Raw genomic sequence first — 25573 nt, forward strand, 5'->3', positions numbered from 1 at the left:
TCTACTTCATAAAAAAATCTAACACATCAGTAGCTTCAGGAGTATTATTATGGTGGTACTTGGCCAGTACCTCCCCATCTTTTAAAACCATAATGCCTGGGTTAGATCGAATCATAGTTTTTACAACTGTTGCATCGGCTTGAAGTGAAAGCACATCCCAGCCTCTAGTTGAAGTAAAATTTTTAATTTCTTCTTGAGATGCTGCCGCTACAAAAACCGGCTGAACTGGAGATCCGGAAAGCGATTTAACCAACTGGTCAATCTCATCCAGATTGGCCTCACTTATTTTTGCCATGCTACTGACCAGAATCAATACTTTATTCCCGGTGAAAACTTCTTCTGAAAAATCACCTTCATCATTCCACACTGCGAAGTCAGAAATCTTTGGTAATGCATCAGGATTCTTCAAGTTCATTTCTATAAACTCCAGACTTTCATCAGAAGGATATTGATCAAAAGTCACCAGCTCATCACCCTTTTTCATCACATAAGAATACTCAAGAGTGGCGGAAGGCTGCATATTCCTAGGGATATTAACTCCCACTTTATAAGCTCTGAAGTCAATAAATGGAAGATTTCGAACTGCCGTGATTGCAAGAACAAAAGACAATATCAATGCTGACATCGCGACTATTTTAGCCCAGCGAGGAGAACTTCTAGGCAAATCCGCCTGAAACAAGAATAGAATTGCTATCAGCACTAAGAGAATCAAGTCTTTATAGAATGATTCCCACGGAGTCAATTTAATTGCATCCCCAAAGCAACCACAATCGGTCACTTTATTGAAATAAGCCGAGTAGAACGTTAAGAATGTGAAAAACAAGATCAAAAGGCTTAGCGCCCAAACTGTAAACTTACTTCGGACTCCCAGGATTAACATTATCCCAAGGACTACTTCGAGAACTACCAAGAAAATCCCAAGCTCTAATGCAAAAGGCTTCAAGTAAGCAAAGAACCCAGCGATGTCATTAGAAAACACATCAAAATACTCTTCCAGTTTGATAGAAGTGCCCACCGGATCATTGACTTTAATAAGTCCGGAAAAAATAAACAGGCCTCCGACAAGAAACCGAATAACCCACAAAAACCCTTGCTTAACCATGGTAGTTTAATTTAATCAAACAAAACACTGCATAATTGATCATATCCTGATAGTTAGCTTCAATACCTTCAGATACCAAGGTTTGGCCTTGATTATCTTCGATTTGTTTGGTACGAAGCAATTTCATTAAAATAATATCTGTAATCGAGCTTATCCGCATTTCACGCCAAGCTTCACCGTAATCATGATTTTTATTTTCCAACAGGCCACGGGTTTCATCCACCCAATGATCATAGGCAGGCTCCAATTCTTCAAAAGGAATCTCCATTCGCTCATCTTTCAAATAACTGATTTGAAGTAAAGCAATCAGGCAATAATTAATAATCCCTACAAAATCATCTTCTATTGGATCATGTACTTTTTGATTTCCCTTCTCTTGAATTGACCTTATTCGCTGTGCTTTGATGAAAATCTGATCGGTAATTGACGGTAAGCGAAAAATCCTCCATGCTGTACCATAATCTATAGTCTTCTTACGAAATAGTTCTTTACAACGGCTGATAACTTCCTTATATTCGTTACTCGTTTTCGTCTCCAAAGTCTTTTAATTTAATGTTTCCTCTTCCGGGCAAGTCTTCTGAAATCGAAGATAAATCATTTCGCCATAAAAACACCCTTCAAATAGATGGAAGGCTAATCAGTTGGGATAAACCTCAGCTAATGGGAATTGTCAATCTGACTCCAGATTCCTTTTTTGAAGGAAGTAGAGCAGAGAAGTCTCTGGAGAAAGTTGCTGCATTGGCATCTTCGCACATCTCTAATGGAGCTAGCATCCTGGATCTTGGAGGTTACAGCTCAAGACCTGGAGCTGCAGAAGTAAGTGTGCAGGAAGAAATAGATCGAGTTATTCCTGCCATAAAATGGATCGCGTCTAACTATCCGGATATTTTAATTTCAGTAGATACTTTTCGGGCAAAAGTTGCTGAAGAAGCAATCCTATCCGGTGCTCATATCATAAATGATATTTCGGCAGGGGACCTGGACCGGGACATGATTCAAACGGTGGCCAACCTAAAAGTGCCTTATATCGCAATGCACATGCGAGGAAATCCCCAAACCATGCAGAAAAAAACGAATTATTCAGATATTTTAGGAGAAATATTGTATTATTTCGCTGAAAAACTGGAACAATTCAGAAAGTTTGGCATCATAGATGTAATAATCGACCCTGGATTTGGATTTGCTAAAACCCTAGAACAAAATTATTTCATACTTAGGAACCTTAGTCAGTTTCAATCGCTTTCATTACCAATACTAGTAGGTATTTCTAGAAAATCGATGATATCGAAAGCGCTTGAAATAAATGCAGGAGATGCGCTGAATGGAACCACGGCTTTAAATATGTTTGCTTTATGTCATGGTGCAAACATACTGCGAGTTCATGACGTAAAAGAAGCTAACGAAACATTAAAATTATACAACACTTTATACCCTTGACCTTACTTTTCAAAATAGGATTTTTAGACATCTCCATAGTCAATATCATTGATATTGCTCTGGTGGCTGCCCTATTGTATCAGGTTTATAAACTGCTAAAAGGCAGTGTTGCCATCAAAATTTTTCTTGGGTTCTTGTCCATCTACCTAATCTATTTATTGGTTCGGGCATTACGAATGGAACTCCTTACTGCCATTTTAGGACAGTTCATGGGAGTCGGTGTGATTGCAGCCATCATTATTTTTGCTCCGGAAATAAGGAAATTTTTGCTTCTCATAGGCCGCTCTTCTCTCCTATCAGATGATAATGTCTGGAAAGACATGCTTTTCTTCTGGAGAAAAAAGGACAATTCCCTTTTCAACATCAGTCCTATTATTGATGCATCAAAAACTTTAGCAGGCAGTAATACAGGTGCTTTGATGGTGATTTCAAAAAGCACAGAACTGAAGTTTTACGCTGAAAGTGGAGATATCCTAGATGCTGAATTGTCCAAAAGACTACTCATTTCTATTTTCAATAAATACAGCCCGCTACACGATGGGGCTGTAATCATTCACAATGGCAAAATCAAAGCCGCTCGCTGCATCCTTCCAGTTACAGAGCGTGAGGTTCCGGCACAATTTGGCCTTCGTCACCGCGCCGCTATTGGCATGTCCGAGACGACCGATGCAATTGTATTAATCGTCTCAGAGGAAACCGGTCAATTATCTATGTCCAAAAATGGAAAGATCCTTCATAACATGTCTTTCCAAGAGATCAGAGAAACCATCAATGATTACCTCAATAACCTGGATGTAGATTCCCGCTTCGAAGATCTTGAAGAATACGAATTGAAAAAACGAAGAAAGCTCGCGATGACCAGTAAGTCGGCTTCATAACCAATCCTAATTCTTTTATCTTAAGAAATTGATTTTTGGGAAATACTTCACTTTTAATCCCTTGTTAATTCTATAGGTATTCAAGCAGACCATTAGGATCTCCATCAGGTATATGAAAAATATTACGCAAACTCTGATATGTAAATAATTATATACAATATCAGGACTCACGTCACCACTGCCAGAAAGTTTAAAATAACTAATTAACCAATGACAAAAAGCAGTCCATAAGTAATACACTAAAGCCCAAGTAAGTTGGAAATTCACCAAAGTTCGTCCTAATTCACTCACACCAGCAATTTTATCCTTCCGACTCATCCAGAGTATTAGAGGCAAAACAACACCAAGAAGTGGTAAGACTATAAAAATCAAACCTGAAATATTCATTCCTAGCAAAAAACTTTTATCTTCTTTTTGATCCCAGTCAAGTACCTCATCAGGACTCATACCGAAAATCTGGAATATACGTTTCACAGTATCCATCCTTGGAATTGCTTCTGAATTTTCCAATCGCTGAACCGTCCTTAAACTAACTCTTGCAGATTCTGCCAATTCATCCTGTGAAAAGCCATTCTTTAACCGAAGTGTTTTCAATTTTACACCAAGTGCTTTGCTATCCATTTTCATTTTCATTTTGTAGAATTCAAAAGTAGTTTTACGCCACCACAATAATTGCGACTTGGATACGTCATTCTTATGTCACTTGCGTCATAGTGCCCAATTCTTCCTGAAATACCTTTTATAAAACCATTTCACCTTATGGAAAAGAACTTTTGGGATTTGTTCGGTAAAAACACAAGTTGGAATTTCTAAGCAAATGAAAACTGGGAAATCAGGCCAATATTCCATTAAATTAGTTTCAAGAGGTCTTTGTGGTTTAATCTTTGCTGCTTCCCATTCTGACTAGCTAAAAAAACGAGTACGAATCACCTATGAAAAAACTTCCTTTAATCCAGCTTGCCGCCATATTCATACTTTTTTCGGCAGGAGCTTGGGCAACACAGGCATACATCCCTGATTTGAAAAAGCAATTAAAAGATACTTTTTCTACTTTTTCCGATACCCCAGAATCGACTATTCAGCCTGAAGATGCGGCTCCAATTGAGCTGGAAACTCCCACTCCAAGAGTAATCCCTCCTATTCCAAAGAACCTGATTACTAAAGAATACGACAAACATTTATTTGCAGCCGAGCACAATGGCATTGGTTTAATTGATTCAGAAAGTCATTTCAAACAACTTATAGAAGAAGAAAAACTAGTTTTCGTAGATAAAGGTGCTGGATACGAAGTAATGCCATTGACACATAGCCATCCTTACATCACCCCATATTCTAAAACTGTCCTAGAAGAACTTGGCGCTGCTTTCCAAGCACTTACAGATAAAGAAAGTTACTTTACATTGACTTCTGTCACCAGGACTCCCGAACAGCAGAAAAGCCTCAGGAGAAGAAATAAAAATGCAACAGAAGGAATCAGCTCACACTCCTATGGAGTTTCATTTGACATCTCCTACATTCGATTGAACGGCAAAAAACGCTTCAGCAGGCCGCTACAGAATAAAATCGAAAGTATTCTGAAGGAATTTGAAGCGTCGGACAAAATTGTCTTCATCAAAGAAAGAAAGCAAAGTTGCTATCACGTGACGGTAAGGTAACTTAAATCATCAATGATCAAAATTCAAACTCAATGATCAGGGACAGGGTAGTTCCGCACTTTATTCTTCTAACAAATCCTTTGTGAAAAAAAAGCCGGGAATCTAAATTAGAAACCCGGCTTTTCTGCATCGGACACCTAACATCGGACATCCAACAAATAATATAACTACTCTCCTTGCGGACAGTCCTGTTAATCAATCACTCCCAATTCTTTCCCTACCTCAGTGAAAGCTGCAATTGCCTGATCCAAATGCGTTTTGTCATGACCTGCTGAGATCTGAACCCGGATTCTTGCCTGACCTTTTGGGACAACAGGATAATAGAATCCAATTACATAAATACCTTTTTCCAGCACCTTTTCAGCCATTTTCTGGGATAAAACTGCATCATACAGCATGATCGGCACAATAGCATGCTCGCCTGGCTTGATATCAAATCCTGCAACGGTCATTTTCTCTCGGAAGTATTTGGTGTTTTCCTCCAATTTATCCCTCAACTCGGTAGTTTCCGAAAGCAAATCAAATACAGCTATGGATGCACCTGTGATCGATGGTGCTAAAGTATTTGAGAACAAATATGGTCTAGAACGCTGGCGAAGTAATTCCACAATCTCTTTTCTTCCGGAAGTAAATCCTCCTGAAGCACCTCCAAGAGCTTTTCCTAGCGTACCAGTGATAATGTCAATTTTGCCCATTACTCCACAATGCTCGTGGACACCACGACCAGTTTTACCCATAAAACCTGTGGAGTGACATTCGTCAGTCATTACTAGTGCCTCATATTTCTCAGCCAATTCGACAATCTTATCTAATTGTGCAATGGTCCCGTCCATGGAGAAAACTCCATCGGTTACGATGATTTTTTGCTTTGCACCTTTAGCGATTGCATCCTTCAACTGAGTTTCAAGATCTGCCATATCATTGTGCTGGTATCTGAAACGCATAGCCTTGCACAGGCGAACACCATCAATGATAGATGCATGATTCAATGCATCAGAGATAATTGCATCTTCTGGTCCCAAAATCGGTTCAAATACACCACCGTTTGCATCAAAAGCTGCTGCGTAAAGTATGGTGTCTTCGGTGCCTAAGAACTCAGATATTTTCTTCTCCAACTCCTTGTGAATATCCTGCGTCCCGCAAATAAATCGTACGGACGACATTCCAAATCCATGCGAATCAATCGCAGCTTTAGCCGCATCGATTACCTTTGGATGGGAAGAAAGTCCTAAATAATTGTTTGCACAAAAATTCAAGACTTTCTGTCCACCGGCGATGGTGATTTCTGCTGATTGCGGAGAGGTAATTACACGTTCTTTCTTAAAAAGACCGGCATCTTCTATTCCTTTAAGTTCCTCTTGTAATTTGGGTCTGAACTGATCGTACATGATAGCTAGTTGATTTTATATTATTCAAAAACGTCTGATTCCTTTGATCAAAAAACCTACTCAGGAAGCAGTTTTTTCTTACTTTTGCAGTCGCAAACCCAAATATAAACAAAAACCTAGAGCTCGTCTTTAGGTAGATTTTGAAAGAAATATTAATGGAAAAAATCCTGGTAATAGGCGCCGCAGGGCAGTTGGGTTCAGAACTCACTCGTTCGTTGGCAGATCAGTTTGGTACAGAGCAGGTAATCGCTACAGATCTCAACGAAGCAGCAAAATCAAAATTTGACTTTTGTAGATTTCAAGTCCTCGATGTGATGGACAAGAAAGGTTTAAGAAACCTGGTCAAACAGGAAAAGATCACTCAGATTTATCATTTAGCAGCTGTTCTATCCGCTGTAGGAGAGAAAAAACCACTTTTCGCTTGGGAACTAAACATGGAAAGTTTGCTTCATGTCCTTGAGCTTGCCAGAGAATTCAACCTTAACAAAGTTTATTGGCCATCATCCATTGCGGTCTTTGGACCAAATACTCCAAAAATCAATACTCCTCAATACTGCGTCAAAGAGCCGAATACCATCTATGGTATTTCGAAGCAGGCGGGCGAAAGATGGTGTGAATATTATTTCCAGAAATATAATGTGGACGTCAGAAGTCTGCGTTACCCTGGATTGATTGGTTATAAATCTCTTCCTGGTGGGGGTACGACAGATTATGCAGTTGATATTTATCACAAAGCTTTAGCTGGAGAAAAATTTGATTGTTTCCTACGCGAAGACAGTTCCCTTCCGATGATGTACATGCCGGATGCAATCAAAGCGACATTGGATTTGATGAATGCACCTCGTGAATCGGTAAAAATCCGATCTAGCTATAACTTGGCTGCCATGAATTTCACTCCTAAGGAGAGTTATGAAAGCATTCTAAAACATATTCCAGACTTCAAAATCGAATACAATCCTGATTTCAGACAAGCTATCGCAGATAGCTGGCCAGATAGCATTGACGATTCCTGTGCCAGGAAAGATTGGGGTTGGCAACATGACTATGATCTAGACGCCATGACCAAGGATATTTTGGAAAACTTACCTAATTACAAGTTCTAGTTTTAACACCCTGCTCCCGCTTAAGCAGGGTGTTTGTTTTTAACCACTGTGTGCACAGAGAAACACACAAAGGTCAGGGTTCATTGCCACCCTCTTTCTGCCCCTATTGAGCCAGATCAACTGGTAGATATTTTTATTCTAATTCATTCCTGCTCATACCTATTTCGTAAGTATTAGTCCTTATGCACTAATAACTGATTGATATCTTTTTAAACAATCAATTATTCATTACTTTAAGGATTCATTACTATCCAAATGAACAAGCTAAAAATCACTCTTTTTCTTACGGTTGCAGTTCTTATTACCATAGCCGGCTTTTTCTTTTTTGGAAATGAAAGAGAAGTTGACTTCAGCACAGAGATCAAACCAATCCTAAATAAGAATTGCATTACCTGCCACGGTGGTGTAAAAAAAAGCGGTGGCTTTTCGGTACTTTTTGAAGAGGAAGCCTTTGCCACTACGGAATCAGGACATGCGGCCATTATTCCCGGAGATCCTAATGGTAGTGAGCTAATTAAGCGCCTGACTTCATCTGACCCAGAATTGAGGATGCCTTATGAAAAGGAACCCCTTTCAAAGGATGAAATAGAACTTTTGAAGACCTGGATCAGGCAGGGAGCCAAATGGGGTAAGCACTGGGCCTACCAGACCGTTCAAAAACCTGAGGAAATTGATACTAAACATACCGCTGGACTTTCTCCAAATGAGGACGCTGAATCGTCCAATTCCATTGATTTTTTTGTGGGCAAAAAGCTGGAAGAAATGGAGTTAAATTTTTCTCCAGAGGAAAATTCCTTGAAACTACTTCGAAGAGCTGCGCTAGACATTACCGGCCTGCCTCCTAGTCCGGAAATCATAGAAGCTTATTCCGCAAAGGATATCACCTATGAAGAGGCAATAGACAAAATGCTGGCTGCGCCCACTTATGGTGAAAAATGGGCGACCTGGTGGCTGGATATGGCGAGATATGCCGATACCAAGGGCTATGAGCGAGATGTAAACCGAACCATGTGGCCATATCGTGACTGGGTAATCCGGGCATTCAATGCTGACAAGCCTTACGATGAATTCACTATAGAGCAACTGGCTGGAGATTTACTTCCACACCCTACCGAGGATCAACTAACAGCTACAGCTTTTCATCGCAATACCATGAACAACGATGAAGGTGGTACACAAGACGAGGAATTCCGTGTAGCGGCAGTCCTTGATAGAGTCAGCACTACCTACGAAGTATGGCAAAGTACTACCATGGCTTGCGTACAGTGCCATAGTCATACCTACGATCCGATCAGGCATGAAGAATTTTATCAGTCAGCTGCATTTTTCAATAACACCCGGGACGAGGACACCAATGACGAAGAACCTAGGCTTCGCTTTTATTCACCAGAGGAAAAAACGAAAATCGAATCCATCACAGCATGGGTGAAAGAAAATGAAGGTATAAAAGCAGCTGAAGCAAAGGAAGACTTCATGACTTTCCTGGAACCCAAATACCCTTCGCATAGCGCGGTGGATTTTGTTAACGCCACCCTTTTGGATAGTAAATGGCTAGGGATAGAAGGTAATGGTTCTGCTTATCTGAGAAATGTAAATACCCAAGGATCCGATCAACTCCTACTAGAATATTCAGCTGGTCTGGATGGAAGCAAAATGACTATTCGAAATGGGGGACCAGAAGGCGAACTACTCGCTTCCTTTCCAATTAATAAAACCGGGACAATCATCCGTCCGATTCCTTTCGAGCAGGTTGAAGGAAATATTGATTTGTATTTAGAAATCAAAAATCCAAACTCAAAACCAGACCAAACTGCAGCTAGATTTATATGGTTTGCCTTCGTACCAAAACTGAAAGGTGAGGACAAACCTGGCTATGCTTCTATACAAAAGAGCTGGGAAGAAATCCTGAATTTCGGAGGCACAAAGCTTCCGATTATGATTGAAAACCCGGCCTATATGGCCCGGGAAACCCGAGTTTTCGAGCGGGGAAATTGGATGATGCTAGGGGACAAAGTCCAGCCCGAAACTCCAAAAGAACTCAATCCCTGGAAACCGGAATGGCCACAAAACAGACTTGGCTTTGCTTACTGGCTTACGGACAAAGAAAATCCATTAACGTCAAGAACACTGGTCAACCGTGTTTGGGATCAGCTTATGGGGAGAGGAATTGTGAGTACGCTAGAAGACATGGGGACACAATCTGACCCTCCTTCGCATCCAGAGTTATTGGATTACCTGGCCTGGAAAACCATGAATGATTACGAATGGAGCATCAAAAGCCTGATCCGTGAAATCGTAACTTCCAAAACCTACAAACAATCGTCAGTAGTGTCTCCAGAGCTTTACACCAAAGATCCACAAAACAAATGGTATGCACGAGGCCCAAGGTTCAGGTTGAGTGCGGAGCAAGTTCGGGATCAAGCATTAGCAGTTTCAGGTTTGTTGAGTGACAAAATGTATGGACCAGGAGTAATGCCTGCCCAACCAGAGGGCATCTGGCAAACGGTTTATAACGGTGGAACATGGACAGAAAGTCAAGGAGAGGATGCCCACCGTCGAGGTGTCTATACTTTTCTAAAAAGAACCAGCCCATACCCCTCTTTCCTTTCTTTTGACGCAGGAAGTCGGGAAGTATGTCTAAGCAGAAGATTGGTAACCAATACACCTCTTCAGGCTTTAGTCACATTAAACGATCCTGTTTATCTGGAAGCTGCCTTTCATCTCTCTGAAGATATGCTGGCAAATGGAGGTTCCAATCCTGAGAAAGCGATCAGCTATGGCTACGAAAAAATGATTTTAACACCGATCTCTGAACCGAAGCTAGCTGCGCTGGAAACATTGCATGAGGAAGCTTTAGCTCAGTACCAAAAGAACCCTGAAGAACTTGAATCTTTCTTTGGCTGGGAAGATCAAAAAATAACCTCAAAGCAAGCCGCCATGACAGTTGTGGCAAACGCCATGCTTAATTTGGATGAATTTATAACCAAACCCTGATATGAAATCGAGGAAGAGTAAATCGTCAACTAGCTGGATGAAGAATGAAAATGCGAGATTCCATCTGGCCTTTAAAAATAAGATCATAATCAGATGAATAGCCTAGACAAAATGCTCGCAGAGTTTGCGCAGCAAAAGCTTTCCAAACAAACTAGAAGACACTTCCTGATGGATTGCGTTTCCAAAGTAGGTGGGCTAGCTTTGGCTCCCTTGATGTTTGGTTGTGATACGGGCTCAGCCACCACTAGCAAAGGGCTCAATCTTACTGACAGGGATTTGAATCCACTGTCTCCCCTGCCTCCTCCATTCGGAGCTAAGGCAAAGTCAATCATATACCTCCACATGGCAGGAGCACCTTCGCAACTGGAGCTTTTTGATTACAAACCAGAACTCGTAAAATACCATAATCAGCCATGCCCTGAGTCACTGCTGGAAGGTCGAAAATTCGCCTTTATCCAAGGAACTCCTAACATTCTTGGCCCACAGGCGAATTTTGCTCAGCATGGACAATCCGGTGCCTGGATCTCCGATTACTTGCCGCATTTCTCCAAACTTGCTGATGACGTTTCTTTCATAAAGGCAGTTCATACAGATCAGTTCAATCATGGTCCAGCGCAGCTTTTCATGCAAACTGGCAGTGCAAGACTTGGCAGACCGAGTTTGGGAAGCTGGGTCACCTACGGTCTGGGTACTGAAAATCAGAATCTTCCTGGCTTTGTCGTGCTTACTTCTGGTGGAAAAACTCCTGATGCAGGCAAAAGTGTATGGGGTTCAGGATTTTTGCCCTCTGTCTATCAAGGAGTGCAGTGTAGGTCCAAAGGTGACCCGGTTTTGTATCTGGATGATCCGGAAGGAATGAGCAGAAACTTAAAGAAAAATGTAATTGACGCCATCAATACGGTGAATCAGGAGGAGTTCAATAACTATGGTGACCCTGAGATTCTCTCGAGAATCAACCAATACGAGATGGCTTACAGAATGCAGATCGAGGTACCAGAGGTGATGGACATCAATGATGAGCCAGAATCTATCCATGAATTATATGGAACCAAGCCAGGTGCAGAATCCTTCGCCAACAACTGCCTTTTGGCTAGAAAAATGGTTGAAAAAGGAGTAAGATTTGTTCAGCTCTACGACTGGGGATGGGATTCGCATGGAACTGATCACGATGGCTCCATCGACATGGGACTTCGAAATAAATGCCGGGAAATAGACAGGCCTATTTCAGCTTTGCTTCTGGATTTAAAGCAAAGAGGAATGCTTGAGGACACGCTGGTTGTCTGGGGAGGTGAATTTGGAAGGACTCCTATGCAGGAAAATAGAGGAGGCAAAACTCAAGGTTTCTTAGGGAGAGACCACCACGTGGATGCATTCACCATGTGGATGGCAGGTGGTGGCATCAAGCCAGGAGTGAGCTACGGGATCACAGATGATTTTGGATTTTCAGGAGTTGAGGAGAGAGTATCAGTACATGATATTCATGCCACCATTCTACATTTGATGGGTTTTGACCATGAGAAATTCACCTATGATTTCCAGGGCCGACCATTCCGTCTCACCGATGTGGAAGGTGAATTAATCAATAAAATACTAGCTTAGATTTTCCATGCTTAAAAGAATATCCTTGGTCGCTGTGCTATTCAGCCTCATGCTACACCCTGTTTTCTCACAAACTCAACTTCAATTTTTTCAAACTGACTGGGGAAACAAACTCCCCTTGGACGAATTTCTAAAACGCACTAAAAATGATGGTTATGATGGAATCGAAACATGGTTTCCATACGATGAAACCGTCCAAAAAGAATTAAAAGCCGGGCTGGAAAAATACGATTTGAAGGTGATTTTCCTTCATGGAACAAATAAGGGGCTTCCTTATGAAGAAGCACTAAAGGTCTATGAAGAAAATCTGCAAAAGATAATAGCTTGGAATCCAGTCAAAATCAACTCACACACGGGTTCGGATTACTGGACATTGGTGCAAAACAAGGCGTTTATCGATGTGACAACCAAGGCAAGCAAAGCATCCGGAATTCCAATTGTTCATGAGACTCACCGAAGTAGGTTTTCCTTCAATGTTCCGCTCACTGTGGAAATGGTGAATGCCGTCCCTGATTTACGTTTGAATTTGGACATCAGCCACTGGATGGTGGTTCATGAGCGATTGATTGGTTTGAAAGATCCCTTGCTACAGCAAATCATTCCACGTGTAGATCATATTCATGCACGGATTGGCTTTGCCGAAGGCCCTCAAGTGAATAATCCAGCTGCTCCAGAATGGAAATCCGCATTAAATACTCACTTGGATGTTTGGGAGCATATTATCCGGAATTCCGGTCAGGAAGTCTATACGATTACCACCGAATTTGGACCTCCACCCTACTTGCCTACCGTGCCCTTTTCCAACGTACCCATCGCAGATCAATGGGAAGCCAATGTATTTATCATGAAAGCCATTCAAGCCCGCTTCGCAAATGATTGACTTTATTTTACCGCTGTTCGGGCGATTTCACCCGGTTTTGGTTCACTTGCCCATTGGCTTTTTGGTTTTTGGGGTGATTTTGATTTTTTGGACGGGAAAAAAGTATCCGGTTTATTCACCCATAATCCAATTAGCATTTTTGCTTGGTGGAATTTCAGCAGGTTTTGCCAGCGTAAGTGGCTTTCTTCAATACCAAGGAGAAGGCTATGGTTGGGACACTGTGCAGTTCCACTTGATCTTGGGGATTCTTACCACGCTCCTTTCTTTAGGACTTTGGTATCATCTGAAAAATTCCACTTCCACTCCTGCGAAATTAAAAATAAAGGGAGCTGTGCTTTTGGTGATTTTAACAATCACAGGTCATCTTGGCGGCAATATTACACATGGAGACGATTACTTCACCGAGGTTTTACCTCCAGAACTTCAAGCCTTCTTGGGAGGGGAAACCAGCATTAATGAACCGCTCGAACTACCCGCGGATAACTGGGAAGAAGTGGAGTTTTATACCGGGGCGATCCAACCTATTTTGGATCAAAACTGTAAAAGCTGCCATAATCCGAATAAACTTAAGGGAGAATTAGATCTGAGTTCTTTCCAAGGAATCCATAAAGGCGGTGAAGATGGAGCAGTCCTGGAAGCTGGAACCCCTGAAGAAAGTGCGCTATTTGCTCGACTAGTTTTGCCGGAAGACCATGATGATCACATGCCACCAAAGGATAAGCGACAACCCAGAAAAGAGGAGATTGAATTGATCAAAGCTTGGATAGAATCAGGATCTCCGGAAAACGCCAAGCTAGGAGAATCAGCGATAAGCGTGAGTTTGCTAGAGCCATTTTTCAAAAAGAATGAGATCCCATTTTACCCGGCAGTTGAGGTAGCTAGACTTCCTCCGGATTCCATTTCGAAATTGAGAGATGAGGGTTTCTTTGCCGAAGTGATAAAAGAGGATTCTCCTTTACTGAAGATCAGCTGTATCAATTTCCCTGCATTTTCTGATTCCGATTGGCAAATGCTTCAATCGGCGAAAGACCAAATTGTGTACTTAGACTTGACAGGAACCGCAATCAGTGATGCCATTTTAGAGCAGATTGCTACCCTTCCAAACTTGACAGTATTGAAACTTAATCAGACTGATATCCAAGGATCTGGGTTAGGGAAATTAGCGGAAAACAAAACTCTAAAACTGCTTTACATCAACAATACGCAGGTGACGCGAGAGAAGCTTTCAGTGCTTGATGGCCACCCAATGCTGGAAAAAGTATTTGCTTTTGAATCTCCAGCGGCAGATTCTGGAAGTTCTGCTCAGTTCAGCTTTTATCTGGAAACAGGAGATTTCACCTTACCTCCATTGCCAACGGATACGATTGTTTATTAAAAAACAATCTCCCGCCAAGGCGCAAAGGCGCTAAGCTTTTGATTTATTTAGCAACCATTACTCTTTATATTTCTTTTCATTTTTTAACCAAACTGAATAAAGAATAAATCAAAGTTAAATGGGTTACCCCCCTCAAAAGTAAGAAATCCGCGCCTTTGGGACTTAGCGGGAGACAAAAACGCCGCACCGCCGCGAGCTATCTCACTTCAACTTCCCCTCGATCTCTTCCGCATCAAACCCCAAACTTAAGCTTCCATCAGTGTAAACAATTACCGGGCGCTTGATCATACTGGAATTTTCAATCAAAATCGGCAGGGCTGTTTCTTGCTTTTCCAAGTCGATTTTCTGTTCGTCGGTCATTTTTCGGTAAGTCATTCCTTTCTTATTGACCAAGGAATTCAGTTCAGTTTTCTCTAAAAAACCTTCTAAAAGTGGTGCGCTAGGCTTCTGCTTTTTATAATCGATAAAGTCATATTCCACTCCTTTTTCCCCTAGGAAATCGAAGGTCTTCTTCATCGTATTGCAATTCTTAATTCCGTAAACTTTGATAGACATATCTTAATAGTTTTTTATGACAGCGAATTTGATTCTAAAAAGAACGGGAATCAACTTTTAATACTTAAAAAAACAGTCAATATCTCTGTTCAAAATTCAAATCTTAGTGATTATCTTACGAGGTGTAACTTTGTTATTTAAAAGACTTTTCGTGTTACATTTAATATTAACTTTTTCAAAATGAGTAAGTTTGAAAAACTTTTACTTAAGGTTCTATCTGGTAAATCTGATAAAAATTTATCCATTTCGGATTTAAAAACGTTACTTACTCAGCTAGGCTTTCAAGAAAGAGGTGGTGCGGGTAGTCATACGATTTACAAAAGAGAAGATGTACCTGAAATGATCAACATTCAATCTACCAAAGATGGAAAAGCAAAACCTTATCAAGTAAAGCAAATTAGAGAAATCATTATCGGTTATAAACTTTCAAAACAATGAGCAAATACGGAATCTTCGTTTACTGGAGTGATCAGGATGAATGTTTTGTTTCTGAGGTACCTGAATTACCTTCCATCAAAGCACATGGTGAAAACCAAAAAGAGGCATTGGAAAATGCTCAGCAAGCAATTGAACTTTGGGTCAAAATAGCTAAAGAGGATGGGATGAAAATACCAAAACCAAAAGGCAAGCTACAGTATGCTTAGCCTGCCTTTTGGTTTTTAAAAGATTTAAATCAATTTTCTGCTATGAAGAAAAGTAATCCAACTACTCCAAACAAATCTCAGAAAATCTCAACTAAATATGCTGGAAAACCCCCAATTACAGTTGCTGAAAAGCTTCAAGAATATGTTTCTGAAAGCAGAATTGATAGGTCAACAAATAGAACTTTATAGCCCCAATATTTCCACCATTGCTTCCTTATGAGCAACCAAGATCTGGTCGATCAACTCATCTTTCAAGGCGGTAGATAAGAACAAACTCTCAAACTGAGAAGGCGCCAAATAAACTCCTCTTTTCAGCATTGCTTGAAAATATTTGCCAAATAACGCCGTATCGGAGCTCTTTGCACTTTCAAAGTCATACACTGGCTTATCAGTGAAGAACAAGGAATACATGCTCCCAAAACTGTTTACCGTATAATTCAACCCTAATTCCTGATTAATCTTTTTGATTCCTTCTGCTAATTTGCTTCCTATGTGAGTTAGCTCGTCATATACAGTTGGATCCGTATTCAGGTGATTCAGCATCGTCAAACCAGCAGCCATTGCAATTGGATTTCCTGAAAGCGTTCCGGCCTGATAAACCGGCCCAGCTGGAGAAACAAACTCCATGATTTCTCTCTTTCCTCCGTAAGCACCAACTGGCATTCCTCCTCCGATGATTTTACCCAAGGTGGTCATATCCGGAGTTACACCGAAAACTTCCTGAGCTCCACCTTTTGCCAAACGGAATCCTGTCATCACTTCGTCAAAGATCAGGACAATCCCCTCTCTGGTACAAATATCACGTAGTCCTTGCAGATAACCTTCCTTTGGTAAGCAAAGCCCCATATTTCCAGGAACAGGTTCCAATATCAAAGCCGCAATTTCTCCTGGATTTGCAGCTACTAATTCTTCGATAGCTTCCAAATTATTATATGGAGCAATCAAGGTATCCTTAGCTGTTCCTTTGGTCACTCCCGGAGAATCAGGATCCCCCATTGTCATTGCACCAGAACCTGCTGCTATCAAAAATGAATCACCATGTCCATGGTAATGACCTTCCATTTTGATAAACTTATCGCGTCCGGTAAAGCCTCTGGCAACACGAATAGCAGACATAGTCGCCTCCGTACCTGAGTTCACCATACGAACTTTCTCGATGGATGGCACCATGCTTACAATCAACTCAGCAATTTCCACTTCACGGGCAGTAGGAGCACCGAAGGAAGTTCCATCTTCCATCGCTTCAATTACCGCCTGCTTCACCTTCGGATGGTTGTGACCCAAAAGCATTGGACCCCAGCTATTGATCAGTTCTATAAATTGATTTCCATCCTCATCATACAAGAAAGCTCCTTCAGCTCTTTTGATAAAAAGTGGCTCTCCGCCTACAGCTCTAAAGGCACGAACGGGTGAGTTCACGCCTCCTGGGATGAAATTTTGGGCTTTTGAAAAAAGCTCTTTACTCTTAGAAATATTCATTGTTTAATCTAAAGGTTTCAATTCGCCTGCTTCTAACTCAAACAGCGGCACATATTGATTGTTGTGTCCTCCTTGGAAATTAAATCCCCAAGTTAATCTACCCGCCTCAAATGCCTTCTGATCCAGGTTTCTTCTCAAATCAAAGCCCTTTGAGTCGGACATATTGGAAGACACCCAGTTGATCAACTCAGCTCCAAGTGTGGAATTTATGCTAGGTAAATTTAGGTATTTATCGTAAAATCTGTTTCGGAATTGCTGCATTGGCTCACCGTAGAAATTCAAGGTATTATTGCCTATAAAATAGAAATTCGGAAACTCCAGCATCTCATAATTTGCAAAGTTGAAGCTCAACCAAGAATCCATTACAAGTGTAGGAATGGACGCAGTAATTGACTCCATCAGGGAAAATACCGGCTGAGCGATCGAAGGATCATCTGTCAGTAATACAACCTGATCTACAGAAACAGATCCTTCTCCACTCTTTACTCCCAAACCCTGCATAAAGTCGCTGACATTTCGAGGATTGATTTGTTCGAATTTAGTAAGCTGAAATCCTTCTGCTGCCAACTGAGTTTGAAGCATTTTCGCCAACATCTCATCACGAGAGCTTCCGCTATATCCTACCGCAACTCTTTTTCCCCAATTCTGTTTTCTCAGGCCATCTACTATGCCATCGGCAATAGAACTTACGGAAGGTCTAAACAAATAGCTATAATTCAACTCTTCAAAACGTTCCCCCAAGTTGGAAAGTGGATGGACAAAAGGAATCTTGGCTGTCTCTGCGAAGGCACTTACTACATCAGACTCTTCTGGATAGATTGGACCAATAATTACATCAGCTGACGCAATGGCTGGATCAGAAAGTAGGTTTTGTAAATGAGCAACATCTCTCTTTGAATCAAAGGTCAGCATATTGACCTTTGTTCCTTTTATCTTCAATTGCTCTACACCGAATTCTAACCCTTGGTACAATTCGAATACAAAATCATTCTGAGGAATACTTGACAGGTTAGATCTGGATGAATTGGTAAAAGGCAAAATCACCACAATGTCCAATACCTGGTCTTTCACCACGTTTTTACTTTCTGTCGCCTTTCCCTGCAACTCATAATAAGCAGCGCGTTCGGTTGCGGATAAGATGGTTTGGCTTTCCAAAACTCTCTTCAGAGCCGCTCCATATCCTCTATTTTCTTTGAACTCAGAAAGGTTAGCAATCATAAAACTTGCACTCACCTGCTTCAGGTTTTCATAAGTGGCATTTTCAGCCATCGCCATGATTTGATCATTCTTAATTGACTTAATCAGGGTCAATGCCTCTACATTCTGTTGATTCTTGAAATAAGCAACCGCCAAAAGATATTTCGCTTCTTCCGACTTTGCCCAATTCCCTTTTATAATAGGTTCCAAAGCGTCTATAGCTTGACCAGGTTGATTAGCACCAAGAGTGGCTTCACCTAAGTGAAAAGCTGCATAGTTAGCCAGATTCCCATACTCCTTTGGGTCTGTAAATTGCTTGAAAAGTGGGATCGCTTCCCAGTAGTTTTTGGCGGCAAGTTCCGACTGGGCCTTACGATACGCATCCGGTGTTGGGATTTGAGCAAATGCTACGCTCAGGATGAAAAATACCGGAATTACTAAAAGAAATTTTTTCATTTTATTGAGGTGAATCAAACATCAAAACAAGGGTGTGCAAATTTAACCCATTATTTTCAAACCCAAAGTTCAGGCCGAAAAGCCTTGAAAAGTAAAAACCCGAAGAAATGCCTTCGGGTTTTTTGAATATTTAAAAGATGAGAGGTTTACAACACCTTCGAGGTTTTAAAAACCTCAAAGGAGACTATTCCCATTCAATAGTTGCTGGTGGCTTAGAAGAGATATCGTAAACGACGCGGTTTACGCCTTTCACTTTATTGATAATATCATTAGAAATCTTGCCCAGGAACTCATAAGGAAGGTGAATCCAGTCAGCAGTCATCCCATCTACAGAACCTACAGCTCTTAGCGCCACGACTTTTTCATACGTACGCTCATCTCCCATCACGCCAACAGACTGAATAGGAAGAAGCATCGCTCCCGCCTGCCAAACCTGATCGTAAAGACCAGAATCTTTTAAGCCTTTGATAAATATATGGTCAACTTCCTGAAGTGTCTTCACTTTCTCTGCAGTCACATCCCCCAAAATACGGATTCCAAGCCCCGGACCCGGGAATGGATGCCTACCGATAATCGTTTCTACAATCTCCAGTGCACGCCCTACTTCACGAACTTCATCTTTGAAAAGTGTATTCAATGGCTCCACTACAGAGAGCTTCATGAAGTCTGGCAAACCGCCCACATTATGGTGAGATTTGATGGTAGCAGAAGGTCCTTTCACAGAAATAGACTCAATCACATCTGGGTAGATGGTGCCCTGTCCAAGCCATTTTACACCTTCAAGCTTATTTGATTCTTCGTCGAAAACCTCGATGAAAGCATTTCCAATTGCTTTTCTTTTTGCTTCAGGATCAGTCACCCCAGCAAGCGCATCATAGAATTTCTGCTTGGCATCTACGCCAATCACGTTCAACCCCATGTGCTTATATGAATCCAAAACTTCTTCGAATTCATTTTTGCGAAGCAAGCCATTATCCACAAACACGCAAATCAGCTGATCGCCGATCGCTCGGTGAATTAAGGTAGCAGCTACAGATGAATCCACACCGCCTGACAAACCCATGACAACTTTATCAGAACCGATTTTAGCTTTCAGGTCAGCAATACTTGCATCGATGAACACATCAGAAGTCCAGTCTTGGGAGCATCCGCAGATTCCTACCACGAAATTTCTAAGTAGGTTTTTACCTTCTGAGGAATGTGTTACCTCTGGGTGGAATTGAATTCCGTACGTTTCCTCATTTTGAATTTTGAAAGCAGCAACTCGCACAGAGTCTGTGCTGGCAATAACCTCAAAATTCTCCGGCAAATTCTTGATCGTATCTCCATGAGACATCCAAACTTGCGAACCATGGCTCATTTCCTTAAGCAAGTCATAATGATTGTCCAAATGACTCAGGTTGGCTCTTCCATATTCTCTTATTTCCGAAGGAAGCACTTCTCCTCCGTATTTCTGAGCTAAAAGTTGGGAACCGTAACATACGCCCAGTAGAGGAAGTTTGCCTCTCAAAATATCTAAGTCCAAATCAGGAGATCCCTCGTCTCTTACCGAGCAAGGCGAACCTGAAAGAATCACTCCTTTAATATCGGAGGTAATCTCTGGAACTTTGTTATAAGGGTGGATTTCGCAATAAACATTCAGTTCTCTAACTCTTCGGGCGATGAGTTGTGTGTACTGAGAACCGAAATCGAGGATCAAGATTTGTTCTGCCATGCGCAAAGGTAAGCAGGGCAGTTAAATTGAGGAAGTGTTCTTGGAAAATTTACAGAATAATGTTTGGTCTTAACTGATTGTAGGATTGGAAAATTGAAAGATTGGAAGATTTGGTTTAGAAGTTGAAAAGTGGTAAAGCTGGAAGGTTTGGGAGTGATTTCTAAAGGCTTTAATAACCGACAAATTACTGGCTACTATTGATTTAACAATCTTTTAGTTAATTAAACTAAAGAGAATTTATTTAAAGATTTGATTACTACATATTCGTGAAATCAACTTATAAACTTTCTTTTTATGAAAACACATCGACTACTTCTCATCCTTTTCATTTTTGCTTGTGCACCTATGGTTTCGCGCGCACAAGTGAAGCCCAAATTACAGTACACCGTAGGCTTCGGTTCATCTTTAGATGGAATGAATCAATTGTATGGATTGAATTTCTCCAATGAACTAAATGTAAGGTTAGGTAAAAGAACTTCATTCAATGCTGGTGTTTCATTTTACCAATCTTTGGGTAGTTATGAAGAGAGGACATTACCGCCATTATCAGACGGTAAAAATAAGGAACAGTCCTCTGGCATATTTATCACGCCATCTTTCAAATACGACATCATACAACGCCCTTCAGGGTTCAACTTGGCTTTTTCAGCGGGACCTTCCCTGCAGCTGGGTGGAGAAACTTTCATTCGCTCCGATCCTTTTTCGGAGACACCATCCACCACTTACATTACGAACAAATATCAGCGTGTGGGCTTATTCATGGAATTAGAAGCTGAGTGGAACTCCAAGAATCCTAATCGAAAAAACGCAGTCAGTCTTTCAGCATTCGGTGCTAATAATGCCATGCCCTGGTACCTGAACGCTACTTATAAAATGAGATTTAAAGTCGGAAAGAAATAATCTTAAACGGCTATCTTGCGGCCTTCTAGCGACTTAATTCAACTATCCTATATGTACTTAAAAACTTCCTTTTCCCTGCTTCTCCTCGTTCTCAGCATAAGTTCTTTTGCTCAAAACGCTCCTCTTCAAAAAGTTACCGATCCTTACTTCAAGTTGGTGAGACCGGAATTCAAAGGGGATTTGGCTTATGAGACTGTTGCCTTTGTAGAGCAATACTGGAGAATAGCTGGAAATACCGGTTTTAATAATACAGTATATCAGATTGCTGTGAAGCTGGAATCCGCCGGTTATGTATTGGAAGAAAAAGCCACCGAATCAGATCGATTCACCTATAGAATCGAAAACCGGGAGATGAGACAACCAACTTGGGAACCAGTTTCGGCTTCCTTGAAAATTGTCGGCTCCAATGAAAATTTACTTTCCTCGGAGACAAACCGAAATATGATTTATCAGTATTCCTCCTCCACTCCTATTGAAGGAATTACTGGGGAAGTGATTTATGTAGAAAACAAAGATGCGCTTTCGGAACTAGAAGTGACTGGAAAAATCCTCTTCTCGGATCAGGTTAGCTATAGAACACTACAGTCAGCGGTGAAAGATAAAGGTGCTTTGGGCGTATTGACTTACGATATGCCTTCGTACTTACAACCTGAGAAAAACACGACTTCCATCCAATTCAGAGGATTAAGACACGATGAGAAAAATCCAGCTTGGGCGATTGCTCTTTCTTTCGAAGCCAAAGAAAAGTTGAAAGCTGAGTTGGCGAGAGGAAAAGTAGAAGTCCTAGTGAAAGCAGAAACTAAGATCTACGAATCGGAAGAACTTACCGTAGTGGCCAATGTAAAAGGTTCAGACTTGCCTTTGGAAAGCTTAGTTTTTTCCGCGCACATTCAAGAACCGGGAGCCAATGACAATGCAACTGGAGTGGGAACTCAATTGGAAATGGCGAAGATCACCGCGGAACTGATTAAGGATAAAAAACTCGACCTAAAGCGAACCCTAACTTTCCTTTGGGGAGATGAGATAATTTCCACTCGAAGATATATCCAAGAAAAAGATAAGCGTAAAGCCAAAATCAACTGGGGGATTTCGCTAGATATGGTTGGCGAAAATACGGATGTAACAGGTGGAACTTTCCTCATCGAAAAAATGCCTGACCCAAGTGCGATCTGGACACGCGGAGAGGACAAGCACAGCGAATGGGGTGGCTCACCTATGACTGTTGACCAAATGAAGCCGCACTATTTGAATGACTTTATCTTAACTAATTTCGAAGCTCAAGGTGAGTATGCGGACTGGGTAGTAAAGACTAATCCATTCGAAGGTGGATCCGATCATACCCCATTTTTGCAGGCAGACATTCCGGGATTGTTACTTTGGCACTTTACTGATCAGTTTTACCATACAGATAATGATCGCCTGGACAAGGTCTCCCAAAAAACCATGGTCAACGTAGGCACAGCAGCTTTGGTCTCTGCATATACCCTATTGAATGCAGATTCAAAAACTGTAAACCACCTCATGAGCATGATCGCGGCAAAGGCCCATATACGATTGCTGACAGAAGTTCAGCTTAGCAAAAAAGCAATTACAGAAGGTGGATCAAAGGAGGATGAACAGAAAATCCTCGATACTTGGGCGGACTATTATGTGAAGGCTATGGACTCGATTAAAGACTTGGTTCCTGCTGATGATGAAAAAACTTTGAGAAGAATAGTACTGGCAAAAGAGTCAATTAAGGCGCATATTCTACAGTAAAACCTAAGTTTTAAGAAAACGTTGGCAAACCTGACTTTTAGCAACAAAATCGAGAATTTGCTATCTTTAAACAAAAGCAAGAAAATATGGATTTACAGACACGGAAAATTGAATTCATCCAAGAGTTCTTAAAGCTACAGAGCGAAGAAGTCATTTTACGCCTGGAAAAAATTTTATGGAAAGAAAAGTCCGTTTCGAGCAAGAATGAAATTGATACAATGACGATCGAAGAGTTTAATCGTAGAATAGACAAGTCTATGGATGACTCTGAAAATGGTAGAATAATCAAGGACAATGAGCTAAAAGCAAAGATTGAAAAATGGACTTAGAGGTTTATTGGACAGATTTTGCTGAACAAGAACTTTTTAAAATCTTCAACTACTATAAAAAAGAAGCCGGATATACTATTGCGAAGAAACTCATCGATGGAATCTATGAGGAACCTTTCATACTAAAAACACAGCCTGAAATTGGGCAAATTGAAGAATTACTGAAAGACAGGGAACGAGAATTTCGGTATCTAATTTACAAAAACAACTTCAAAATTATTTATTGGCTCAATAATGCTCGTAATCATATCGAGATAATCGATGTTTTCGATGTAAGACAGAATCCTCCGAAAATAAGAAGGACACAAGAAGATAAATAGGAGAATTTCTGTATTCCTCAATCCATCAATAAAATTCGAAGGGCTCCTTTTAACTTACATTTTACTCATTCCTAAAAGCCCTCTTCGGATTTTCTTCCAATAACATTTTCCAGTCAGCCTCTTGAAACCCTTTAGAATTCAAGGCGGGCATCAGCTTTTCAAAAATATTAGTAAACGGCACAAAATCTCCTCCATCGGGTTTGGCGGGATCATACCATCCAGCGTCATGTGAAATCAGGACATTTGCCAAAAATCCATTTTCCTTGGCGAAAAGTAGGCGATCCACATATTCATCCAAACTCCAACCAATTCCATCCAAACTGATCCAAACGCCCAGTTCGGCAGCTTTCTCATAATTCTGGAAATCCTGCTCGGCCTGAGCATGCACCCAAACAAATGCTGAAGGATCCACTCCCATATTTTGAAGGATTTCTACTTCCTGTTTCGCAGTGCTCCAAGTTCCGGTGTGGGAATAGATTTTTAAACCAGTCGCCTTATAAGTCAGGCCTGCTGCTCTGACCAATTTTGCATCCATTTCTCCCAAAGGAGAATCCTCATTCACTGATATTTTGATAAAGCCAGGTTTGATTCCTGTTCCTTCTATCCTATTTCTGAAAACCTCAACCCATCGCTCTGACAAAGCCTCAGCTGTTTCGGTAAAAGCATATTCAGGCAAAAACTTTCCATTTTGCGTACCATACAATCCTGTGTTGGTGATAAACTGAATACCCGATTGCTCGCTCAGTTTCTTAAGTAAAACAGGATCTTTCGCCAAAAAAGAAGGAGTACACTCAAAAATAGTTCTTACTCCGTACTTTTTCACTTCTAGTAAATAAGGAAGAACCTTTGCGATTACTTCTTCTTGGTTATATCGATCTGGAGACACTGAGTCCGCACCAATAAAGTCAACCAGCACATGCTCGTGAACCAATGTGAGCCCCATTGAATCCAAGGAAATCGGTCCAGTGACGGTATTTATGTATGTGGTGTCAGATTCTGTGCAGGAAAAAGCTAAAAACAGAAAACTTAATCCGATGAGTAGAGAATGCTTCATATATAAAACTAAGCAACTACTTCAGATTAAGTCAACTGAAACTCAATTGATTTTACTTCTTTGTCTTACTTCAAAGAAGACATCCCTCCGTCTATGTGCAGTATCTGACCAGTGACCCAAGATGATTTTTCATCTAACAAAAACAGTGTTGCGTCAGCAATATCTTTCGGTGTTCCGATTCGACCTAGCGGGTGTCTTTTGTCTGATGCGGCACGCTTTTCATCGGTGCTTACCAATTGCTTTGCCAACGGTGTGTCAGTCAACGATGGGGCAATAGCATTTACTCTGATCTGATTTGGTGCCCATTCTGCTGCCAAGGATCTCACCAATCCTTCTACAGCTCCTTTTGCAGAAGCAATCCCTGCATGAAAACCCATTCCCGTCTGCACGGCAACGGTACTATAAAGAACTACCGAAGCAGCCTCTGATTTTTTCAGATTTTTCAAACAAGCCTGCAGAACTTTGACAGCTCCAAAAAAATTAACGTCCATCTCAGCCTTGAAATCTTCCATAGAGATTCTATGAAATGGCTTCAGATTAATAGATCCTGGACAATAAACCAAGCCATCTATTACCTCTGGCAAATCCTGAAGTTCTGCACCTTCGTTGGTTACATCGAATTGGTTATTTCCCTCACCATTTCTGGAATAGAGAAACAAATTTGCTCCACCTGCTTTAGCTTGTTCTGCGACTGCTTTTCCGATTCCCGAATTCCCTCCGATGATGACAATATTCTTTCCTTTCATAGTTAAAATA

Annotated in this window: 25 protein-coding genes; 15 read left to right on the plus strand and 10 right to left on the minus strand. The window is 41.1% G+C overall.

Annotated elements, in window-relative coordinates; translation table 11 throughout:
* Position 1: 1 nt before the first annotated feature.
* Together BM386_RS10180 and BM386_RS10185 are read right to left on the minus strand one after the other, a co-directional pair.
* Positions 2 to 1102: a BT_3928 family protein gene (locus tag BM386_RS10180; RefSeq protein ID WP_091693383.1), complete on the minus strand. Its 1101-nt coding sequence runs from the start codon at positions 1100 to 1102 to the stop codon at positions 2 to 4.
* Positions 1095 to 1640 carry a DUF1599 domain-containing protein gene (locus BM386_RS10185; protein WP_091693386.1) on the minus strand — a complete coding sequence of 182 codons (546 nt, stop codon included), beginning with the start codon at positions 1638 to 1640 and terminating at the stop codon, positions 1095 to 1097. The genes BM386_RS10180 and BM386_RS10185 overlap by 8 nt, the downstream gene beginning before the upstream one ends.
* Before the next feature lie 14 nt (positions 1641 to 1654).
* On the opposite strand from BM386_RS10185, the gene folP reads away from it, so the two are divergent.
* Together folP and cdaA are read left to right on the plus strand one after the other, a co-directional pair.
* Positions 1655 to 2539: a dihydropteroate synthase gene (gene folP, locus BM386_RS10190; protein WP_091693388.1), complete on the plus strand. Its 885-nt coding sequence runs from the start codon at positions 1655 to 1657 to the stop codon at positions 2537 to 2539.
* Entirely contained in the window at positions 2536 to 3417 is an 882-nt protein-coding gene (gene cdaA, locus BM386_RS10195; protein ID WP_091693390.1) for a diadenylate cyclase CdaA, read from the plus strand. The genes folP and cdaA overlap by 4 nt, the downstream gene beginning before the upstream one ends.
* Positions 3418 to 3432: 15 nt before the next feature.
* On the opposite strand, the gene BM386_RS10200 is transcribed toward cdaA, so the two are convergent.
* Positions 3433 to 4038, minus strand: coding sequence for a helix-turn-helix domain-containing protein (locus BM386_RS10200; RefSeq protein WP_170857073.1), 606 nt, complete (start codon positions 4036 to 4038; stop codon positions 3433 to 3435).
* Between the two features lie 311 nt (positions 4039 to 4349).
* Here BM386_RS10200 and BM386_RS10205 point away from each other — a divergent pair, with 311 nt between their 5' ends.
* Positions 4350 to 5072, plus strand: a complete 723-nt coding sequence (locus BM386_RS10205) for a DUF5715 family protein (RefSeq protein WP_091693396.1) — start codon at positions 4350 to 4352, stop codon at positions 5070 to 5072.
* 191 nt (positions 5073 to 5263) lie between these two features.
* On the opposite strand, the gene kbl is transcribed toward BM386_RS10205, so the two are convergent.
* Positions 5264 to 6460 carry a glycine C-acetyltransferase gene (gene kbl / locus BM386_RS10210; RefSeq protein ID WP_091693399.1) on the minus strand — a complete coding sequence of 399 codons (1197 nt, stop codon included), beginning with the start codon at positions 6458 to 6460 and terminating at the stop codon, positions 5264 to 5266.
* A gap of 155 nt (positions 6461 to 6615) precedes the next feature.
* On the opposite strand from kbl, the gene BM386_RS10215 reads away from it, so the two are divergent.
* The 5 genes from BM386_RS10215 to BM386_RS10235 all read left to right on the plus strand — a co-directional run bounded on the left by BM386_RS10215 (position 6616) and on the right by BM386_RS10235 (position 14411).
* Positions 6616 to 7563 (plus strand): NAD-dependent epimerase/dehydratase family protein, encoded by a 948-nt coding sequence (locus BM386_RS10215; protein ID WP_091693402.1) that lies wholly within the window; start codon positions 6616 to 6618, stop codon positions 7561 to 7563.
* A gap of 255 nt (positions 7564 to 7818) precedes the next feature.
* A complete protein-coding gene (locus tag BM386_RS10220) occupies positions 7819 to 10557 on the plus strand; it encodes a DUF1553 domain-containing protein (protein WP_091693404.1) in 2739 nt (912 codons plus the stop codon).
* A 93-nt stretch (positions 10558 to 10650) separates the two neighbouring features.
* Complete coding sequence (locus tag BM386_RS10225; protein WP_091693407.1) at positions 10651 to 12156, plus strand: DUF1501 domain-containing protein; 1506 nt, start codon at positions 10651 to 10653, stop codon at positions 12154 to 12156.
* Between the two features lie 7 nt (positions 12157 to 12163).
* Positions 12164 to 13036: a sugar phosphate isomerase/epimerase family protein gene (locus BM386_RS10230; RefSeq protein WP_091693410.1), complete on the plus strand. Its 873-nt coding sequence runs from the start codon at positions 12164 to 12166 to the stop codon at positions 13034 to 13036.
* The gene (locus BM386_RS10235) at positions 13029 to 14411 is read left to right on the plus strand and encodes a c-type cytochrome domain-containing protein (protein WP_091693413.1); all 1383 of its coding nucleotides are present in this window, start codon (positions 13029 to 13031) and stop codon (positions 14409 to 14411) included. Before BM386_RS10230 ends, BM386_RS10235 begins: the two co-directional genes overlap by 8 nt.
* Before the next feature lie 201 nt (positions 14412 to 14612).
* Here the strand turns inward: BM386_RS10235 and BM386_RS10240 are convergent, their stop codons facing one another.
* The gene (locus tag BM386_RS10240; RefSeq protein ID WP_091693416.1) at positions 14613 to 14966 is read right to left on the minus strand and encodes a Spx/MgsR family RNA polymerase-binding regulatory protein; all 354 of its coding nucleotides are present in this window, start codon (positions 14964 to 14966) and stop codon (positions 14613 to 14615) included.
* A 180-nt stretch (positions 14967 to 15146) separates the two neighbouring features.
* Between BM386_RS10240 and BM386_RS10245 the strand changes: the two genes are divergently transcribed.
* The 3 genes from BM386_RS10245 to BM386_RS23630 are packed head-to-tail and all read left to right on the plus strand — an operon-like array spanning position 15147 to position 15799.
* Positions 15147 to 15404 (plus strand): type II toxin-antitoxin system HicA family toxin, encoded by a 258-nt coding sequence (locus tag BM386_RS10245; protein WP_091693418.1) that lies wholly within the window; start codon positions 15147 to 15149, stop codon positions 15402 to 15404.
* The gene (locus BM386_RS10250) at positions 15401 to 15610 is read left to right on the plus strand and encodes a type II toxin-antitoxin system HicB family antitoxin (protein WP_091693421.1); all 210 of its coding nucleotides are present in this window, start codon (positions 15401 to 15403) and stop codon (positions 15608 to 15610) included. Before BM386_RS10245 ends, BM386_RS10250 begins: the two co-directional genes overlap by 4 nt.
* A gap of 42 nt (positions 15611 to 15652) precedes the next feature.
* On the plus strand, positions 15653 to 15799 hold the full coding sequence (locus BM386_RS23630; RefSeq protein WP_170857074.1) for a hypothetical protein: 147 nt from the start codon (positions 15653 to 15655) through the stop codon (positions 15797 to 15799).
* Here the strand turns inward: BM386_RS23630 and hemL are convergent.
* The 3 genes from hemL to guaA all read right to left on the minus strand — a co-directional run bounded on the left by hemL (position 15794) and on the right by guaA (position 20456).
* On the minus strand, positions 15794 to 17089 hold the full coding sequence (hemL, locus tag BM386_RS10255) for a glutamate-1-semialdehyde 2,1-aminomutase (protein WP_091693424.1): 1296 nt from the start codon (positions 17087 to 17089) through the stop codon (positions 15794 to 15796). The two genes, BM386_RS23630 and hemL, sit on opposite strands and share 6 nt — an antisense overlap.
* Before the next feature lie 3 nt (positions 17090 to 17092).
* Positions 17093 to 18742, minus strand: a complete 1650-nt coding sequence (locus BM386_RS10260) for an ABC transporter substrate-binding protein (protein WP_091693426.1) — start codon at positions 18740 to 18742, stop codon at positions 17093 to 17095.
* A 184-nt stretch (positions 18743 to 18926) separates the two neighbouring features.
* Positions 18927 to 20456: a glutamine-hydrolyzing GMP synthase gene (gene guaA, locus BM386_RS10265; RefSeq protein WP_091693429.1), complete on the minus strand. Its 1530-nt coding sequence runs from the start codon at positions 20454 to 20456 to the stop codon at positions 18927 to 18929.
* 294 nt (positions 20457 to 20750) lie between these two features.
* On the opposite strand from guaA, the gene BM386_RS10270 reads away from it, so the two are divergent.
* The 4 genes from BM386_RS10270 to BM386_RS10285 all read left to right on the plus strand — a co-directional run bounded on the left by BM386_RS10270 (position 20751) and on the right by BM386_RS10285 (position 23763).
* Positions 20751 to 21356 carry a hypothetical protein gene (locus BM386_RS10270; RefSeq protein ID WP_091693433.1) on the plus strand — a complete coding sequence of 202 codons (606 nt, stop codon included), beginning with the start codon at positions 20751 to 20753 and terminating at the stop codon, positions 21354 to 21356.
* Between the two features lie 51 nt (positions 21357 to 21407).
* Positions 21408 to 23114 carry a M28 family peptidase gene (locus BM386_RS10275; RefSeq protein WP_091693436.1) on the plus strand — a complete coding sequence of 569 codons (1707 nt, stop codon included), beginning with the start codon at positions 21408 to 21410 and terminating at the stop codon, positions 23112 to 23114.
* Between the two features lie 86 nt (positions 23115 to 23200).
* The gene (locus BM386_RS10280; RefSeq protein WP_091693438.1) at positions 23201 to 23443 is read left to right on the plus strand and encodes a hypothetical protein; all 243 of its coding nucleotides are present in this window, start codon (positions 23201 to 23203) and stop codon (positions 23441 to 23443) included.
* The gene (locus tag BM386_RS10285) at positions 23434 to 23763 is read left to right on the plus strand and encodes a type II toxin-antitoxin system RelE/ParE family toxin (protein WP_091693441.1); all 330 of its coding nucleotides are present in this window, start codon (positions 23434 to 23436) and stop codon (positions 23761 to 23763) included. Before BM386_RS10280 ends, BM386_RS10285 begins: the two co-directional genes overlap by 10 nt.
* 61 nt (positions 23764 to 23824) lie before the next feature.
* Here the strand turns inward: BM386_RS10285 and BM386_RS10290 are convergent, their stop codons facing one another.
* Both BM386_RS10290 and BM386_RS10295 read right to left on the minus strand, forming a co-directional pair.
* Entirely contained in the window at positions 23825 to 24817 is a 993-nt protein-coding gene (locus BM386_RS10290) for a phosphotriesterase family protein (protein ID WP_091693444.1), read from the minus strand.
* Positions 24818 to 24882: 65 nt separating this feature from the next.
* Complete coding sequence (locus BM386_RS10295) at positions 24883 to 25563, minus strand: SDR family NAD(P)-dependent oxidoreductase (RefSeq protein WP_091693446.1); 681 nt, start codon at positions 25561 to 25563, stop codon at positions 24883 to 24885.
* Positions 25564 to 25573 lie beyond the last annotated feature (10 nt).

Origin of the sequence: Algoriphagus locisalis, assembly GCF_900116615.1 — a bacterium.
GTDB classification, from domain to species: domain Bacteria; phylum Bacteroidota; class Bacteroidia; order Cytophagales; family Cyclobacteriaceae; genus Algoriphagus; species Algoriphagus locisalis.

Excerpts from the sequence above, each read along its gene's own strand:
- BM386_RS10180 (WP_091693383.1), bottom strand. The coding sequence starts at position 1,102 with ATGGTTAAGCAAGGGTTTTTGTGGGTTATTCGGTTTCTTGTCGGAGGC.
- folP (WP_091693388.1), top strand. The coding sequence starts at position 1,655 with ATGTTTCCTCTTCCGGGCAAGTCTTCTGAAATCGAAGATAAATCATTT.
- BM386_RS10200 (WP_170857073.1), bottom strand. The coding sequence starts at position 4,038 with ATGGATAGCAAAGCACTTGGTGTAAAATTGAAAACACTTCGGTTAAAG.
- BM386_RS10205 (WP_091693396.1), top strand. The coding sequence starts at position 4,350 with ATGAAAAAACTTCCTTTAATCCAGCTTGCCGCCATATTCATACTTTTT.
- kbl (WP_091693399.1), bottom strand. The coding sequence starts at position 6,460 with ATGTACGATCAGTTCAGACCCAAATTACAAGAGGAACTTAAAGGAATA.
- BM386_RS10215 (WP_091693402.1), top strand. The coding sequence starts at position 6,616 with ATGGAAAAAATCCTGGTAATAGGCGCCGCAGGGCAGTTGGGTTCAGAA.
- BM386_RS10220 (WP_091693404.1), top strand. The coding sequence starts at position 7,819 with ATGAACAAGCTAAAAATCACTCTTTTTCTTACGGTTGCAGTTCTTATT.
- BM386_RS10225 (WP_091693407.1), top strand. The coding sequence starts at position 10,651 with ATGAATAGCCTAGACAAAATGCTCGCAGAGTTTGCGCAGCAAAAGCTT.
- BM386_RS10230 (WP_091693410.1), top strand. The coding sequence starts at position 12,164 with ATGCTTAAAAGAATATCCTTGGTCGCTGTGCTATTCAGCCTCATGCTA.
- BM386_RS10235 (WP_091693413.1), top strand. The coding sequence starts at position 13,029 with ATGATTGACTTTATTTTACCGCTGTTCGGGCGATTTCACCCGGTTTTG.
- BM386_RS10240 (WP_091693416.1), bottom strand. The coding sequence starts at position 14,966 with ATGTCTATCAAAGTTTACGGAATTAAGAATTGCAATACGATGAAGAAG.
- BM386_RS10245 (WP_091693418.1), top strand. The coding sequence starts at position 15,147 with ATGAGTAAGTTTGAAAAACTTTTACTTAAGGTTCTATCTGGTAAATCT.
- BM386_RS10250 (WP_091693421.1), top strand. The coding sequence starts at position 15,401 with ATGAGCAAATACGGAATCTTCGTTTACTGGAGTGATCAGGATGAATGT.
- BM386_RS23630 (WP_170857074.1), top strand. The coding sequence starts at position 15,653 with ATGAAGAAAAGTAATCCAACTACTCCAAACAAATCTCAGAAAATCTCA.
- hemL (WP_091693424.1), bottom strand. The coding sequence starts at position 17,089 with ATGAATATTTCTAAGAGTAAAGAGCTTTTTTCAAAAGCCCAAAATTTC.
- BM386_RS10260 (WP_091693426.1), bottom strand. The coding sequence starts at position 18,742 with ATGAAAAAATTTCTTTTAGTAATTCCGGTATTTTTCATCCTGAGCGTA.
- guaA (WP_091693429.1), bottom strand. The coding sequence starts at position 20,456 with ATGGCAGAACAAATCTTGATCCTCGATTTCGGTTCTCAGTACACACAA.
- BM386_RS10270 (WP_091693433.1), top strand. The coding sequence starts at position 20,751 with ATGAAAACACATCGACTACTTCTCATCCTTTTCATTTTTGCTTGTGCA.
- BM386_RS10275 (WP_091693436.1), top strand. The coding sequence starts at position 21,408 with ATGTACTTAAAAACTTCCTTTTCCCTGCTTCTCCTCGTTCTCAGCATA.
- BM386_RS10280 (WP_091693438.1), top strand. The coding sequence starts at position 23,201 with ATGGATTTACAGACACGGAAAATTGAATTCATCCAAGAGTTCTTAAAG.
- BM386_RS10285 (WP_091693441.1), top strand. The coding sequence starts at position 23,434 with ATGGACTTAGAGGTTTATTGGACAGATTTTGCTGAACAAGAACTTTTT.
- BM386_RS10290 (WP_091693444.1), bottom strand. The coding sequence starts at position 24,817 with ATGAAGCATTCTCTACTCATCGGATTAAGTTTTCTGTTTTTAGCTTTT.
- BM386_RS10295 (WP_091693446.1), bottom strand. The coding sequence starts at position 25,563 with ATGAAAGGAAAGAATATTGTCATCATCGGAGGGAATTCGGGAATCGGA.